Origin of the sequence: Leucobacter aridicollis (assembly GCF_024399335.1) — a bacterium.
Lineage (GTDB): Bacteria > Actinomycetota > Actinomycetes > Actinomycetales > Microbacteriaceae > Leucobacter > Leucobacter aridicollis_A.
The window spans coordinates 653639-669920 of record NZ_CP075339.1; the positions used below are offsets into that span (position 1 = coordinate 653639).

General features: G+C 62.6%; 8 protein-coding genes and 2 rRNA genes. 7 read left to right on the forward strand and 3 right to left on the reverse strand.

The window, feature by feature from the left end:
- Positions 1–37 precede the first annotated feature (37 nt).
- Positions 38–670 (forward strand): cyclase family protein, encoded by a 633-nt coding sequence (locus KI794_RS02820; protein WP_255809057.1) that lies wholly within the window; start codon positions 38–40, stop codon positions 668–670.
- A gap of 37 nt (positions 671–707) precedes the next feature.
- On the opposite strand, the gene KI794_RS02825 is transcribed toward KI794_RS02820, so the two are convergent.
- Positions 708–2396, reverse strand: a complete 1689-nt coding sequence (locus KI794_RS02825; protein ID WP_255809058.1) for a PucR family transcriptional regulator — start codon at positions 2394–2396, stop codon at positions 708–710.
- Between the two features lie 164 nt (positions 2397–2560).
- Here KI794_RS02825 and KI794_RS02830 point away from each other — a divergent pair, with 164 nt between their 5' ends.
- The 3 genes from KI794_RS02830 (at position 2561) to KI794_RS02840 (ending at position 6870) form a co-directional block, all read left to right on the forward strand.
- The gene (locus KI794_RS02830; RefSeq protein WP_255809059.1) at positions 2561–4066 is read left to right on the forward strand and encodes a sodium:solute symporter; all 1506 of its coding nucleotides are present in this window, start codon (positions 2561–2563) and stop codon (positions 4064–4066) included.
- Positions 4067–4165: 99 nt separating this feature from the next.
- Entirely contained in the window at positions 4166–5875 is a 1710-nt protein-coding gene (locus KI794_RS02835; RefSeq protein WP_255809060.1) for a thiamine pyrophosphate-binding protein, read from the forward strand.
- On the forward strand, positions 5872–6870 hold the full coding sequence (locus KI794_RS02840) for a C-terminal binding protein (protein ID WP_255809061.1): 999 nt from the start codon (positions 5872–5874) through the stop codon (positions 6868–6870). The genes KI794_RS02835 and KI794_RS02840 overlap by 4 nt, the downstream gene beginning before the upstream one ends.
- 105 nt (positions 6871–6975) lie before the next feature.
- Here KI794_RS02840 and KI794_RS02845 read toward each other — a convergent pair whose 3' ends face one another.
- A complete protein-coding gene (locus KI794_RS02845) occupies positions 6976–8421 on the reverse strand; it encodes a purine-cytosine permease family protein (RefSeq protein WP_255809062.1) in 1446 nt (481 codons plus the stop codon).
- 81 nt (positions 8422–8502) lie between these two features.
- Positions 8503–9396, reverse strand: coding sequence for a nitrilase-related carbon-nitrogen hydrolase (locus KI794_RS02850; RefSeq protein WP_255809063.1), 894 nt, complete (start codon positions 9394–9396; stop codon positions 8503–8505).
- A gap of 207 nt (positions 9397–9603) precedes the next feature.
- Between KI794_RS02850 and KI794_RS02855 the strand changes: the two genes are divergently transcribed.
- The 3 genes from KI794_RS02855 to KI794_RS02865 all read left to right on the forward strand — a co-directional run bounded on the left by KI794_RS02855 (position 9604) and on the right by KI794_RS02865 (position 16201).
- Positions 9604–10554, forward strand: a complete 951-nt coding sequence (locus KI794_RS02855) for an Lrp/AsnC family transcriptional regulator (protein WP_255809064.1) — start codon at positions 9604–9606, stop codon at positions 10552–10554.
- 570 nt (positions 10555–11124) lie between these two features.
- Positions 11125–12647 (forward strand): 16S ribosomal RNA (locus KI794_RS02860).
- A 441-nt stretch (positions 12648–13088) separates the two neighbouring features.
- Positions 13089–16201: ribosomal RNA gene (locus KI794_RS02865) — 23S ribosomal RNA — on the forward strand.
- Together the 16S and 23S rRNA genes form the textbook arrangement of a ribosomal RNA operon.
- Positions 16202–16282 lie beyond the last annotated feature (81 nt).

Sequence of the window (16282 nt, forward strand, 5' to 3'; positions counted from 1 at the left end):
CCGGCCCAATCCGAACCCGTGGACTCGAGAGGCGAGCATGGCGACCTACGTAGACCTCAGCCACCCGGTGAGCACCGGGATGCCCGTGTATCCGGGGGATCCTGAGGTGCAGTTCGCGAGCGCTCTCACGGTCGCGAACGACGGCGTTGCCGTCGAGCGGCTCAGCATGGGCTCGCACGCTGGCACACATCTTGACGCGCCGTCGCATGCGATCCCCGGCGGGCGCACGGTCGACGCGATCCCGCTTGATTGTCTTGTTGGCGAAGCCCTGGTGCTGCGCGCCGAGGTGGCAGCGGAGCAGCGGATACGCCCTACCGATCTCACGATCCCCGCGACGCTGCCAGGGATCGTCTGTATCGCGACTGGGTGGGACGCTCACTTCGGCACAGCCGAGGCCCTGCGCCACCCGGTCGTCACCCATGAGCTCGCACAGACGCTCTGGAGTCGCGGCGCCCGAGTGCTTGCGCTTGACACGCTGAGCCCGGACCCGACCGCGCAGCCGGAACAGGGGATGCCGGTGCATGAGTATTGGCTCGGGCGCGTCGGCGTTCTCGTCGAAAACCTCAGAGGACTCGCCACTATCCCCGACGCCGTGGAGCTCTCGCTCCTGCCGCTTCGGCTCGCGGGGGTCGACGGCTCGCCGATTCGCGCGGTGGCGAAGATCGGGTAGCGCAAGCGGGAGCCGGCCCGCCGGCAGAGGCGCAGGCCTAGGTTGCGGAGCTGCCTCCGGGAGGCACCCCTGGCGGCGAATCCGCCGCGAGCGCAGTGAGTGCGAGGAGTACCCGGGCCCGCTCGAGTGGGTCGTCGAGGTCGCGCCCGAGGCGGAGCTGAGCGTCGCCAACGAGTCGCCTGACAGTGTTGCGGTGCACGCCGAGCTCGCGGGCGCTGCGATCCCACGAGCCGTGTTGGTGCAGCCAGCTCGTGAGCGCCGCGCGCTGCTCCGCGGTCTCTGCCGTGAGGATCGGCGCGAGCCACTGGGTAGCCGCCGCGCGGGCGACGGCCGGGTCTGCGGCCGCGCCGAGCGGCCAGCTCGCCTCAGCGGGCGGGGCGGTCCCGTCAACGTGGCTCCCGATGTGGAGCGCGGCTCGAGCGAGCACCTCTGCTTCCTGCATTGCGGTCGGGAGCTCAAGCAGTGGATGGGGCTTACTCACGGCGAGAAGCCATCCGAGTTGCCCCGCGTGCTGGAGCTCACTCTGGCTTGGGGCGCTCGCGACGAAGGCTCTGAGTTGCTTGGAGCGGTGTTCGACGAGTGGGGTGTGCAAGAGCTGGCGCAGCCAGTTCGTGTCGGACGCGACGGTCTCGCCGGCCGGGACTGGGTCGCCGATGGCTGCTGCGTTCGGATCCCGCATCGCGATGACTGCGTGCGCTGTCTTCGAACCACCCCCGAGTGAGTTCGCGAGCAGTCGCGCGAACCTATCGCGCTCGGCACCGAGAAGCTGGGAGCCGTGCCGCTCCATAAGCAGCTGCATGAGGAGCTGGTCGACCGCCATCGACTGCGCGGCAGGAAGCTGCAGAAGGAGGCCGACGAGGTTCGCGGCGAGCTGCAGCGCCGTGAGGTCGATCCTCGTGAGCCTGGGGGCGCGGCCGATTGTCAGGATCGCGTTGCCGTCGACGCTGCGATTTCGTGATGTGCGTGGCGTCGCCTCGTGCGCGGCGACCTCGTACTCGGCACCGGCCGTGCGCAGGGTCGTGAACGCTGTCGAAGCGCCGCCCTTTGCGCCACGTGGGCGGCGGAGGCGCTCGTCGAACTCGGTGAACATCTCGGCGAGCGCCAGCTCGTCTGGCACAACCCCGCCGAGGTACAGCTCGTCCCCGATGCGAAGCGCGGCCCAGCTGCCGGGCTCTGTTGCGAGCCGCTCGACGAGCCGCTGGGCAGGCCGGTGCTGCAGCACTGCCTCGGTGAGATGCCTGGCGAGCGTGTTCATGTGTTCGAGCGCGCGGGTGCGCTCGGTCTCGAGTGCGCGGTTGACGATGCTCGTGACTGCCGCGAAGTAGATCGGGGGAGGGAGCACGATGAGCGGGAAGTTCGCTTCGCGGCAGGCGGCGAGGAGCGTCGGCGGAATCTCCGCGTGCACCGGCTCGAGCCCGAAGACGAGCGCGGAGACCCCGCTCGCGCGAAGCCGCGCGATGTAGTCGCGGTCGTGCTCAGCGTCGCCTGAAAATGCGAGGCCGGTCACCATGAGCAGGTCTCCGGGGAGCATGTATTGACCCGGGTCATCAAGCTCGATCACGATCGCGGCGGCCACCGGTGTGCTGCGGATCTGCGCGGCAAGTCTGGCGTCAGTCGCGAGTACGCGAGGTGCGGGCGAGGCAAGCTCGGCCTGGAGCGATGGCTCGTCGAGGAGCGTGGCGAGTGGCACCGTTGCCCTGTCGAAATAGTCGGGTTCGTCGTGCACACTGCCTCCACGAAAAGTTCTTTTGACCCATCGCTGGTCAATTTTAGGATAAATCGTCGGCGAGTTCCGCGCGAATCCTAGGTACCTTCCCTAGAAGAAACACGCAGTCGGCGTCGACACCACGGATCGGTGTCGATCCACACCACCGGATCAAGGAGGACACTGTGGTCCTGGACTACATCATCATTGCCGCGTATCTCGTCGGCATCCTCGGCGTCGGCTATTGGGGCATGAAGCGCTCCAAGTCGAAGAGCGATTACCTCGTCGCAGGCCGCAGGCTCGGCGGCTTCATGTACTCGGGCGCGATGAGCGCAATTGTGCTCGGCGGCGCATCGACGGTTGGCGGCATCGGCCTCGGCTGGGAGTACGGTATCTCGGGCGCTTGGCTCGTCACCTGCATCGGCCTCGGCATCCTCGTCTTGAGCGTGTTCCTCGCGAAGCGCATCGTGAAGCTCAAGGTCACCACGGTCACCGAGATGCTCGACCTGCGCTACGGCGGCTCGAACGGGCTTATCTCGGGCATCGTGATGTTCCTGTACACGCTCATGCTCACCGTGACATCGACCCTCGCGTACGCAACGATCTTCCACGTGCTGTTCGGCATCTCGAACGTGTGGGGCGTCGTGATTGGCGGCTCGATCGTTGCAATCTACTCGATCATGGGCGGTATGTGGTCGATCACCATGACCGACGTCGTGCAGTTCGTCATTAAGACTGTCGGCATGTTCCTGCTGCTGCTGCCGATCGCGCTCATGACCGCATCCGACGAGGCAGGCGGCTGGGCTGGCATCCGTGAGCGCCTCGGTGACTCGTTCTTCTCGCCGTGGTCGATCGGCGGAATGACAATCGTCACCTACGTCATCGTCTACACCCTTGGCCTGCTCATCGGCCAGGACATCTGGCAGCGCGTCGTCACCGCCCGCACCCCGCGCGTCGCGAAGTGGGGCGGCATCTCCTCGGGCGTCTACTGCCTGCTCTACGCGTTTGCCGGTGCCCTCATCGGTATGGCAGCGCGCGTGCTCTTCCCCGATATGCCGAACCGCGACGACGCGTTCGCGTTCATGGCGCAGGAGATGCTGCCGCCCGGCGTCCGCGGCATCGTGCTCGCAGCCGCGCTCTCGGCGATGATGTCGACCGCGAGCGGGGCGCTCATCGCGTCGGCGACGGTGTTCACGTCCGACCTCATGCCGGCAATGCGGCGCGTGCTCGGTATGAAGCCGAAGCAGGCGAAGATCGAGGACGGGCACGTCGCAGGCGACAGCCTCGTGAGCTACCGCGTCACCATCTTCGTGCTCGCAGGCGTCACGATGTTCATCTCGACGCTTGTCAGTGACGTCGTCGCGGCGCTCACCATCGCGTACGACATCTTGGTCGGCGGCCTGCTCGTCGCGATCGTTGGCGGCCTGTTCTGGAAGCGCGGCACACGCGCAGGTGCGCTCGCGAGCATGCTCGTCGGCACCGTGACCGTCGTCGTCTCGATGTTCATCTGGGGCATCCTCGCGAACGAGCCGATCTACTTCAGCCTGCTTGCGAGCCTCGTCACCTACGTCGTCGTGAGCCTCTGCACAAAGCCCGTCGCGCCGCAGGTGCTCGACGAGTGGACCCACCGGCTGAGCCTCGACGACCGCACCGCAGTCAACGACGTCGTCTACACGGACGTCGAGCGCTAACGCTCGAGAACACCTCACCGGTCCCGCGGAGGGCACGCCCGCGGGACCGGCTCCCTTCCCCCTGAGTGCCTGCTCACCACAGTTCTTACGGAGGAACCAATGACCACTCAGACACCAGACACCGGCAAGCGCATCGGCGGCGACGTCGTGCTTGAGACGCTCATCGCGCTTGGCGCGCGCGGCGTCGTCGGGCTCCCTGGCCAGCACGCGCTCGGCCTGTTCGACGCGCTCCGCCGCTCCGACCTCGCCTACCTGAGCGCCCGCGTTGAGAACAACGCCGGGTTCATGGCCGACGGCCTCGCCCGCGTGACTGGCGACGTCGCGCCGTTGCTGCTCTCGACTGGCCCCGGCGCGCTCACCTCGCTCGCGGCACTGCAGGAGGCCGCGGCCTCCTCGATCCCGGTCCTCGCGATCAGCGCCCAGATCCCAGTTGCAGGTCTCGGCGGCGGTCGCCACGGCTACCTGCACGAGCTGCCCGAGCAGTCAGCGTCGTTCCGTGGCGTCGTGAAGCACGTCGTGACAGTTCGCACGATGGCGCAGATCCCGACCGCGATGGCCGAGGCCTGGCGGATCGCGGCCGCGGCACCGCAGGGCCCCGTGCTCGTTGAGGTACCGCAGGACATCCTGCTCGCCTCGGCGCACGACGTGCCAGTGCTCACAGGCGCGACTCTCGCGAAGGTGCCCACGCCGCTCGCGCCCATCACCGAGACTGTCGCCCACGCCGCGGCCGTGCTCGCCGCTGCGGAGCGCCCGGTGATTTTCGCCGGCGGCGGCGTCGTGCGTGCGGGTGCCCAGCGTGAGCTCGCAGCACTCGCGGAGCGCCTCGACGCGCCAGTCATCACGACGTTTAGCGGGAAGACCGCGCTGCCCTGGGGGCACCCGCTCTCCGCGCAGGGGTGGATCGAAGACATCGCGACGACCGAGTTCCTCGAGCACGCAGACGTGCTCGTCATCGTCGGCAGCGGTGTCGGCGAGCTCTCGAGCAACTACCACACGTTCCGCCCCCACGGTCGCGTGATCCAGATCGAAGCGGACCTCGGCAAACTGGGGTCGAACCACCCAGGCATCGGGATCCACGCCGACGCGAAGCTCGCGCTCGCGAGCCTGGACGCCGCGGTGGCGGCGGCAGGTCGCGGGTCGACGCCCGAGCGCCGTCAGGCTGCGACGGCGAGCATCGAATCGCTGCTGGGCACCGTGCTCAGCCGCGTCGAAGGCCAGGGCCGCGAAGCCGAGATCGCGCTCGTGCGCGGACTGCGCGAGGCTGTCTCGGATGACACGAAAGTCTACTGGGACATGACGATCCTCGCCTACTGGGCGTGGTCGGCGTGGGACGCCCGTGGCGTCGAGTTCGCGTCTGCGCAGGGCGCTGGCGGGCTCGGCTACGGCTTCCCCGCGGCGCTCGGTGCCGCGTTCGGGCGCAGGATCAACGGCGAGACCGGTTCCGTCCTTGCGGTCTCCGGCGACGGCGGAGCGCTCTACGGCATCGCCGAGCTCGCCGTCGCGGCCCAGCACGACCTGCCTGTCGTCTGGCTCATCGTCGACGACGGCGGATACGGCGTGCTGCGCGAGTACATGGAGGGCGCGTTCGGCGCGGCAACCGCGACCGAGCTCACCCGACCGAACTACGTCGCGCTCGCCGAGTCGTTCGGCATCCCGGCCGAGCAGACGACGCTCGAGGACGCCCCGGCGACAGTCGCGCGCGCCCTCGCGGCAGGCGGCCCCCGGGTCGTCGTGCTGCCTGCTGTGCTTGAGCTCTTCGCACCGACGCACCTCGACCGCCTCACCGGCGCGAACGGGGCCGCAGCATGACCCGGCCGCTTGTCATCTTCACCGACGAAACCGACCTCGACCCGGCGCCCGGCCGAGCGCTCCTCGAAGCCGCTGGCTGCGAGACGCTTCTCGCCGAGCTGCCCTCGCGCGCGGGCGAACCGCAGGAGCTTCCAGCGGGCGCCGAGCGGGCGGTCGCGCTCGTCGTTGGATACGCGCGGATCGACGAGGCTCTCCTCGAACGCCTGCCGAACGTCGGGTTCATCGCGACGATGAGTGCTGGCTTCGACATGATCGACCGCGCGGCTGCCGAGGCGCGCGGCATCTGGATCGTGAATCTCACGGACGCCGCGACAGAGGAGGTCGCCGCGCACGCGCTGACGCTCATGCTCGCCCTCGAACGCGACCTGCGAGGGAGCGTTGCGGTGACGGCTGCCGGCGGCTGGACCGATGACGTGACCGCCGTGCCGCGCCGGCTCAGCGGGCTCACGCTTGGCCTGTTCGGGTTTGGGCGCATCGCCCAGCGGCTCGCCCAGGTCGCCGGCCCAAGCATCGCCAGGGTGATCGCGCACGACCCCTTCGTGAGTGCGCCCGTGCACGGCGTCGAACTCGTGGATCGCGACACCCTCATCGCGGAGTCGGATGTGCTGTCACTGCATCTGCCGCTCACAGCCGACACCCACGGCGCGATCGATGCGGCCGCGTTCGCTGCGATGCGACCGGGCGCGAGCCTCGTAAACGTTTCGCGGGGTGAGCTCGTTGATCCCGCTGCGCTCACCGCGGCGCTCGACTCGGGCCAGCTGCGCGGTGCGGCCGTCGACGTGCTGCACGGCGAGCCCCCGGCCGCCGACCACCCGCTGCGAAACGACCCGCGCGTGATCGTCACCCCGCACGTCGCGTTCCTCTCAGACGGTTCGCTCGAGCACTACACGCTCGACCCCGCGCGCAACGTGCTCGACTGGCTGCGCACCGGAACCGCGTCGCGAGCGGCAGTGCTCGGTCGCGATTCGGAGCCGCTGCTCAAGAGCGCGGAGTAGCCCCAAACGGAGTTGGCAGTTGTTGTCGCTTGCTGATCGTGCAAGCGACAACAACTGCCAACTCCGTGGGGCCCGAATTGCTGCCGGACCCCCTTGCTCACCGGCCTAGCGGTGCCAGGTGCCGAAGACTTCCTGGCTCCGAGCGATCGCCTTCTCCTCGGCCGACGTGTCGCGACGCAGCGAGAACAGGTAGTAGGAGACGCCAGAGACGACGAGGCCGATCGCGAACGAGAAGTCAGCGCCGTCGAGCGCATTCGCGACTGGGCCCGTGTAGAACGAGAGCGAGAAGAACGGGATCATCGCGACGAAACCGAGTGCGTAGGCTGCGACTCCGCGCCAGGCCCACTTGCCGTACACGCCGCCGCGCGGGTTCACAATGTCTGTCAGCGCGTAGCGACCCTTCCGGACCAGGTAGAAGTCGACGAGGTTGACCGCTGACCACGGCACGAGGAAGTAGAGCATGAGCCCGACGAAGCTGTTGAAGCTGTCGACGTAATTGTCGGGGATCGCGAGCGCGATGACGAGGGTGATGATGCCAACGATGGTGAGCGCGATGACGCGCATCTTCACTGTCGGCTTCACCGGTGTGAAGCCGTCGATTGCGCTCGCGCCGGTAAGCATGGCGCCGTATGCGTTCACGCCCATGATTGACACGAGCGCGAGTACCGAAACAAGCACCGCGACTGTGCCAAACCCGGGCACGATCATGTCGCCAACCTCGCGGAGAGTGCCAATCGGATCCGCACCCGGAATGTAGCTCGCGAGCACCGCGCCGAGCGACATCAGCCAGATCGCAGAGAGCCCGGCACCCGCGTAGACGGAGGAGATGAGCTTCGGGGCCGAGGCGTTCACCGGCAGGTAGCGCGTGTAGTCAGAGACGTAGACGGAGTAGCTGATGTTGTAGCCGGCGGAGAGCGAGAACTGGATGAGGAACGCTGAGGTGCTCCATCCCGCGGTCGCCACGGCGGCGGCCGGATCAATGGGGGCCTGAGTGAAGTGCACGATTGCGAAGACAGTGATGATCGCGAACACGGCGACGAGCGCGTAGGTGAGCCAGCGCTGGATGAAGTGCAGCAGATCGTGCCCCACGACGGCGATGACGATCGAGACCGCAATGATGATCGGGTACCAGAACCACGTCGCTTCGGAGTAGACGCCGATGCCCTGCGTGACGAGGATCGTGTCGAACACCAGGAATCCGATGTACACAAAGACCGTCGCGATGAACGGTACGACAGCGCCGCGGCTACCGAACTGCGCGCGCGACTGGATCATCTGTGCGAGCCCCATCGTGGGTCCCTGGTTCGCGTGGAACGCCATGAAGAACGTACCGAAGCCGGCGCCGAGCACCACCGCGAGCACTGTCCACCACACGCTCAGCCCGAGGCTCGGCCCGGTGAACCCGACGACCATCGTCGTGAGTACGAAGTTTCCGGTGAACCAGAATGGGCCCTGGTGCCAGACTTTGCCGTGGCGTTCCTCGAGCGGCACGACGTCGATCGAGCGGGTCTCGATCACGCCCGTGCGTGGCGTTGAAGTGTCTGAAGACATCATTATCCTTAACTATCGGTTTCCCGCGATCGTTGCGGGAAGTGGGATCTGCCCCGGGCCGTTGGCGCGCGGGGCGCGTGGTCAGTGTGTGTAGCGTTCGTAAAGCTCAGGGCGACGATCTGCGATGACGTCGCTGTACGTTGCGATGCGCTTGACCCGGCTTGCCGCAAGGTCGACGTCGGCGTAGAGGGTCGTCGGAGCGTCGATGCGATCCGGACCGGCTGCGGCGTCGTCGGTTGCGGCGCGGTGGGCTGTCGCGCGGCGGCGGTCGCCCGCTCGCTCGGTGAGCGCGAGGGGCCAGCCGTCTGCGTCGACGATGACCGAGGCACCCGACCATTCGACTCCGCGCTCGTTGCCGCCACGATCGCACGCCGCAATGGCGACACGATTCATTGACGCCTCTGCCTGCACTCGAACGACCTCGCCTGGGCGCTCGCCGTTGGGGCGTTGCACTGTTGGCCAGTTGACCGGGGCGCAGATGAGGTCGGCGCCCTGCAGTGCGGCGATCCGCACCCACTCGGGGAACTCGAGGTCGTAGCAGACCATCACTCCGATGCGCCCGGCTGGGGTGTCGACGACCGGCGGCAGGCCGTCACCCGGGGTGAAGATCAGTCGCTCTCGATCCCACAGGTGTGCCTTGCGGTAGATCACCGGGTCGGCGCCTGGCATGACAAGCGCGGCGCTGTTGTATGGGGCACCGTGTGGGTTCGCCTCGACAAAGCCCGCGACGATCACGATGCCGAGCTCTTCCGCGGCCTCGCGCCAGCGGGCGACAGTCTCACCGTTTGCAGGCTCGCTCGCGGCTGCCGCATCGGCGGTGTCGACGAAGACGTAGCCGGAGTTTGCGAGTTCGGGGAGCACAACAACCTGCGCACCGCGGCCGGCTGCGTCACGGATCAGCTCGAGTGAGCGATCGACGTTTTCGCGCACCGCCCCGAGTATCGGGGTGAATTGGCTACATGCCACCACTGCCATGACGAGTCCCTTCGTTGGATGCCGCAAACGCGGGCGACTTCGTAGCCTACGTTGGGGAGACAGGATGCGCGAGCGAAAATGCACGTCAATGGCTTACGCTCTGATGTATTGAGCGCAACAGCGAGCAAATGGCTACGCAACTGGACCTACTCGGCGAAGTTCGGTGATGATTTGCGAATTCAAGGAAAACGGAAGTGGGAGCCAACCGTGGCAGATGTGACCGGTGAGGCGGCATTGGCTCTGCGCGGGGAGATCCTGCGGGCACTGCAAGAGGACGGCCGCGCGAGTTACTCGCGCATAGCCGCGAGTCTTGGCGTGACGCGCCGGCTCGTCACCCAGGTTGTGCAGCAGGCAGTCGATTCGAATGAGCTGCGACTCACGGTGTCGATCAGCCCCGACCTGCTTGGGCTTGAACGGTTCGCGTACTTGCAGGTCGCAGTCGAGGGGGCGGTGGAGCCTGTGCGACAGGCCCTTGTCGCCCTGCCCGAGTCGAGCTTTGTCGCAGACGTCGCGGGGGTGTTTCCGATCGACGTGGAGGTCAGAGTCGGAGCCGACCCGCATCTCAGCGACGTACTCGCGACGATCCAGGGCATTCCGGGGGTGCGCAGTGTGCGCACGCACATGTACGAGAGCATCGAGGTAAATCGCTACTCACCGCTTCGAACTGGCCACACTGACTTCAAAGTCGACAGTCAGGATCGCGCGGTGATCGCCCACCTGCAACTCAACGGGCGGGCGAGCTATCGCGAACTGGGGGAGGCCGCGGGGCTGTCGCCGGGAGGTGCGCGCCTCAGGTTTGAGCGACTCAAGCGTGCGGGCGTCGTGAAGGTGGTTGCGATGCCCGTCAGAGATCACCAGCGCGAGACACCATCTATCGGCATGGGAATCAGGAGCCGACTAGCGACGGGGGAGATGCTTCAGTTTCTCCGCGACCTGGAGCCCGAGTTTCTCGCTGTGACAGTCGGAAGCTACAACTTCGTCGCGACCTTCTCGCGGGAGTCTGCGACGGAGCTCATCGCTGTGACCGATGCCCTGCGCGCGGAGCCTGGCATCACCGCGGTCGAGAGCTGGGCCAACTTGCGGGTTCTCAAAGAGCAGTATGGCGAAGGCGACAGGCTCAGTGTCGTGAGCGAAACGTCGACTGGCGGCGTTGAGTAGCGATGTGACACGCCCGGCGGTGGGGGTAGATCGGCGCGGTGACAGGGATCCGGGTCGCGGCCCCCGCATGGATTTGTGTGGCGGGTGTTTCCCGCGTAATGTATTCATCTGTTGGCCGGCGCGGAAATCGCGACTGGCGGCAAGGATCTCTCACACAACACCCCCACTTGAACCGCAGTTTGGTTTGTAAAGCGGGTAGGGAAAATGGGATTCATCTTCACCTGGATGTGACTGTTCTTCGGAATGTGTCCGGGCGGGTTCGGGTGGTAGCAGGAATGCTGCCGGCACGGATTTGCGGGAAAGCGTCTGGGTGGTCTAAGATAGAAAAGTTGCTCTTCGGAAAGCCTCAGGGTGAGTACGGTGGGTGTCTGGATCTTGAGAACTCAATAGTGTGCACTTAAATTGTCAAATGCCAATTTATTATCCCCGGCATCAAGCTTTCTGGTTTGGTGTTGGAGATTCCTTTTTTGGATAACAAAGAAATTTCGTCAGTATTGATGAGTTTCTGTTGTCAGGTTAAACTCGCTCGCTTGCATGGCTTATTCCGCTGTGTGTGTGGGCATGTAATTTTTTACGGAGAGTTTGATCCTGGCTCAGGACGAACGCTGGCGGCGTGCTTAACACATGCAAGTCGAACGATGAAGCCCAGCTTGCTGGGTGGAAGAGTGGCGAACGGGTGAGTAACACGTGAGTAACCTGCCCTGAACTCTGGGATAAGCACTGGAAACGGTGTCTAATACTGGATACGACCTATCACCGCATGGTGTGTAGGTGGAAAGATTTATCGGTTCTGGATGGACTCGCGGCCTATCAGCTAGATGGTGAGGTAATGGCTCACCATGGCGACGACGGGTAGCCGGCCTGAGAGGGTGACCGGCCACACTGGGACTGAGACACGGCCCAGACTCCTACGGGAGGCAGCAGTGGGGAATATTGCACAATGGGCGCAAGCCTGATGCAGCAACGCCGCGTGAGGGATGACGGCCTTCGGGTTGTAAACCTCTTTTAGTAGGGAAGAAGCGAAAGTGACGGTACCTGCAGAAAAAGCACCGGCTAACTACGTGCCAGCAGCCGCGGTAATACGTAGGGTGCAAGCGTTGTCCGGAATTATTGGGCGTAAAGAGCTCGTAGGCGGCTTGTCGCGTCTGCTGTGAAATCCCGGGGCTCAACCCCGGGCCTGCAGTGGGTACGGGCAAGCTAGAGTGCGGTAGGGGAGATTGGAATTCCTGGTGTAGCGGTGGAATGCGCAGATATCAGGAGGAACACCGATGGCGAAGGCAGATCTCTGGGCCGCTACTGACGCTGAGGAGCGAAAGCATGGGGAGCGAACAGGATTAGATACCCTGGTAGTCCATGCCGTAAACGTTGGGAACTAGATGTAGGGCCTGTTCCACGGGTTCTGTGTCGTAGCTAACGCATTAAGTTCCCCGCCTGGGGAGTACGGCCGCAAGGCTAAAACTCAAAGGAATTGACGGGGGCCCGCACAAGCGGCGGAGCATGCGGATTAATTCGATGCAACGCGAAGAACCTTACCAAGGCTTGACATAACCGAGAACGCTGTAGAGATACAGAACTCTTTGGACACTCGGTTACAGGTGGTGCATGGTTGTCGTCAGCTCGTGTCGTGAGATGTTCGGTTAAGTCCGGCAACGAGCGCAACCCTCGTCCTATGTTGCCAGCACGTTATGGTGGGAACTCATGGGATACTGCCGTGGTCAACACGGAGGAAGGTGGGGATGACGTCAAATCATCATGCCCCTTATGTCTTGGGCTTCACGCATGCTACAATGGCCGATACAAAGGGCTGCGATACCGCGAGGTGGAGCGAATCCCAAAAAGTCGGTCTCAGTTCGGATTGGGGTCTGCAACTCGACCCCATGAAGTCGGAGTCGCTAGTAATCGCAGATCAGCAACGCTGCGGTGAATACGTTCCCGGGCCTTGTACACACCGCCCGTCAAGTCATGAAAGTCGGTAACACCCGAAGCCGGTGGCCTAACCCTTGTGGAGGGAGCCGTCGAAGGTGGGACTGGTGATTAGGACTAAGTCGTAACAAGGTAGCCGTACCGGAAGGTGCGGCTGGATCACCTCCTTTCTAAGGAGCACTCAGCAACATGGTTGCTGCAGAATGGTGCGTTCATCACCGATCGTGTGATGCGTAACCGCTCATGGGTGGAACATTTGATAAAGCAAGCTGTGATTAGCTCGCCGGTGTGAGTACATCATGTCCGTTTTTTACGGGTGTGGGAGGAAAGCTTGGGTGAGTTGGTGATTGCTTCATTAAGTGCATACTGTTGGGTCCTGGAGACCCAGACCTGCTGATGCTTTTTGGGTGTTGGTGGTGCTTGGTTTCTTCAGCCCTGGTGTCTAGAACGTGTTGTCTAGTTGTCCAGGGATTGACCGTACGTTGAGAACTACACAGTGGACGCGAGCATCTTCGATACACGCACCTGACCTTTCGAGGTTGTGGTGTGTGTCTCATTGGTCACGTGAGATTTTCGGATCTTACGTGTTTCTAAATAATTTACTTATGTGATTTCAAGTTTCGAAGAGCAAACGGTGGATGCCTTGGCATCTGGAGCCGAAGAAGGACGTAGTAATCTGCGATAAGCCTCGGGGAGCCGATAAACGGGCTGTGATCCGAGGATTTCCGAATGGGGAAACCCCGCCAGCGCGCGTGCGTAGCTGGTGACTCCCGCCTGAATATATAGGGCGGGTAGAGGGAACGTGGGGAAGTGAAACATCTCAGTACCCACAGGAAGAGAAAACAACATGTGATTCCGGTAGTAGTGGCGAGCGAACCCGGATGAGGCTAAACCGGTGGTGTGTGATACCTGGCAGGGGTTGCATCATCGGGGTTGTGGGACGTTTCAAGGAGCGCTGCCATGCTTCTAGCGTGAATGTTCAGGTTATAGGGGAACCGCTTGGAACGGCGGACCGGAGTGGGTGAGAGTCCCGTACCCGAAATGATCTGGCTGCGCGAGGCGTATCCCAAGTAGCACGGGGCCCGAGAAATCCCGTGTGAATCTGTCAGGACCACCTGATAAGCCTAAATACTCCCAGATGACCGATAGCGGACTAGTACCGTGAGGGAAAGGTGAAAAGTACCCCGGGAGGGGAGTGAAATAGTACCTGAAACCGTTTGCTTACAATCCGTTGGAGCAGCCTTGTTGCTGTGACAGCGTGCCTTTTGAAGAATGAGCCTGCGAGTTAGCGATATGTGGCGAGGTTAACCCGTGTGGGGAAGCCGTAGCGAAAGCGAGTCTGAATAGGGCGATTCAGTCGCATGTCCTAGACCCGAAGCGAAGTGATCTATCCATGGCCAGGCTGAAGCGCGTGTAAGAGCGCGTGGAGGGCCGAACCCACTTAGGTTGAAAACTGAGGGGATGAGCTGTGGATAGGGGTGAAAGGCCAATCAAACTTCGTGATAGCTGGTTCTCTCCGAAATGCATTTAGGTGCAGCGTTGCGTGTTTCTTGCCGGAGGTAGAGCTACTGGATGGCCGATGGGCCCTACAAGGTTACTGACGTCAGCTAAACTCCGAATGCCGGTAAGTGAGAGCGCAGCAGTGAGACTGTGGGGGATAAGCTTCATAGTCGAGAGGGAAACAACCCAGATCACCATCTAAGGTCCCAAAGCGCGTGCTAAGTGGAAAAGGATGTGGAGTTGCTGTGACAACCAGGAGGTTGGCTTAGAAGCAGCCATCCTTGAAAGAGTGCGTAATAGCTCACTGGTCAAGTGATTCCGCGCCGACAATGTAACGGGGCTCAAGCACGCCACCGAAGTTGTGGCATTCATATAACAGGTAGGCCTTCGTGGTCCAGCCGTATGGATGGGTAGGAGAGCGTCGTGTGGCGAGTGAAGCGGCGGTGTGAACCAGCCGTGGATGCCACACGAGTGAGAATGCAGGCATGAGTAGCGAAAGACGGGTGAGAAACCCGTCCTCCGGAAGACCAAGGGTTCCAGGGTCAAGCTAATCTTCCCTGGGTAAGTCGGGACCTAAGGCGAGGCCGACAGGCGTAGTCGATGGACAACGGGTTGATATTCCCGTACCGGCTGGTAACCGTTCAAGACCTAACTAGTAGTGCTAAGCAAACCAAAGCTTCATGGATCCTTCGGGTGATGTGGGGTGGCGGCTGCGAACCCGAACTGGGGTGGTGAGCGTGAGGTGTGACGCAGGAAGGTAGGTGATCCCGGGCGATGGTTGTCCCGGGCTAAGCATGTAGCCTGCGGGATAGGCAAATCCGTCCCGCATATAAGGGTGAGATGCGATGGGGACCCGTATGGGGAAGTCATTGATCCTATGCTGCCGAGAAAAGCATCGACGTGAGGTTGCTAGTTGCCCGTACCCCAAACCGACACAGGTGGTCAGGTAGAGAATACTAAGGAGCTCGAGATAATTATGGTGAAGGAACTCGGCAAAATGCCCCCGTAACTTCGGGAGAAGGGGGGCCATCCACTTATACGGGCTTTGCTCCGGAAAGGGTGTGGTGGCCGCAGAGACCAGTGGGGAACGACTGTTTACTAAAAACACAGGTCCGTGCTAACACGCAAGTGGACGTATACGGACTGACGCCTGCCCGGTGCTGGAAGGTTAAGAGGAGCGGTTAGCAGACTTGTCTGCGAAGCTGTGAATTTAAGCCCCAGTAAACGGCGGTGGTAACTATAACCATCCTAAGGTAGCGAAATTCCTTGTCGGGTAAGTTCCGACCTGCACGAATGGCGTAACGATTCCCCAGCTGTCTCCACCGTAAACTCGGCGAAATTGCAGTACGAGTAAAGATGCTCGTTACGCGCAGAAGGACGGAAAGACCCCGTGACCTTTACTACAGCTTGGTATTGGTGTTCGGTGTGGCTTGTGTAGGATAGGTGGGAGACTGTGAAGCGGGCACGCTAGTGTTCGTGGAGTCATTGTTGAAATACCACTCTGGTCATATTGGATATCTAACGACGAACCCTGATCGGGTTTTCGGACAGTGCCTGGTGGGTAGTTTAACTGGGGCGGTTGCCTCCCAAAAAGTAACGGAGGCGCCCAAAGGTTCCCTCAACCTGGTTGGCAATCAGGTGGCGAGTGTAAGTGCACAAGGGAGCTTGACTGTGAGACTGACAGGTCGAGCAGGGACGAAAGTCGGGACTAGTGATCCGGCAGTGGCTTGTGGAAGCGCTGTCGCTCAACGGATAAAAGGTACCTCGGGGATAACAGGCTGATCTTGCCCAAGAGTCCATATCGACGGCATGGTTTGGCACCTCGATGTCGGCTCGTCGCATCCTGGGGCTGGAGTCGGTCCCAAGGGTTGGGCTGTTCGCCCATTAAAGCGGTACGCGAGCTGGGTTTAGAACGTCGTGAGACAGTTCGGTCCCTATCCTCTGCGCGCGTTGGAAATTTGAGAGGATCTGACCCTAGTACGAGAGGACCGGGTTGGACGAACCTCTGGTGTGCCAGTTGTTCTGCCAAGGGCATGGCTGGTTGGCTACGTTCGGGATGGATAACCGCTGAAAGCATCTAAGCGGGAAGCCGGCCTCAAGATGAGATTTCCGTAGGAGTTTACTCCTGTGAGGCTCCCAGTAGATGACTGGGTTGATAGGCCAGATGTGGAAGCGCGGTAACGTGTGGAGCTGACTGGTACTAATAAGCCGATGACTTGACTTCATCCCAAATAGTGTTTTGGGGCATGAGTAAAGTGTTGTAACGATGTTCGCGTCTACTTTGTGGTTCTTGACGTATGGCCAC

What these genes read in the sequence shown, in the direction of transcription:
- KI794_RS02850 (WP_255809063.1), bottom strand. Translation starts at nt 9,396, where the DNA reads ATGGCAGTGGTGGCATGTAGCCAATTCACCCCGATACTCGGGGCGGTG.
- KI794_RS02835 (WP_255809060.1), top strand. Translation starts at nt 4,166, where the DNA reads ATGACCACTCAGACACCAGACACCGGCAAGCGCATCGGCGGCGACGTC.
- KI794_RS02845 (WP_255809062.1), bottom strand. Translation starts at nt 8,421, where the DNA reads ATGTCTTCAGACACTTCAACGCCACGCACGGGCGTGATCGAGACCCGC.
- KI794_RS02820 (WP_255809057.1), top strand. Translation starts at nt 38, where the DNA reads ATGGCGACCTACGTAGACCTCAGCCACCCGGTGAGCACCGGGATGCCC.
- KI794_RS02840 (WP_255809061.1), top strand. Translation starts at nt 5,872, where the DNA reads ATGACCCGGCCGCTTGTCATCTTCACCGACGAAACCGACCTCGACCCG.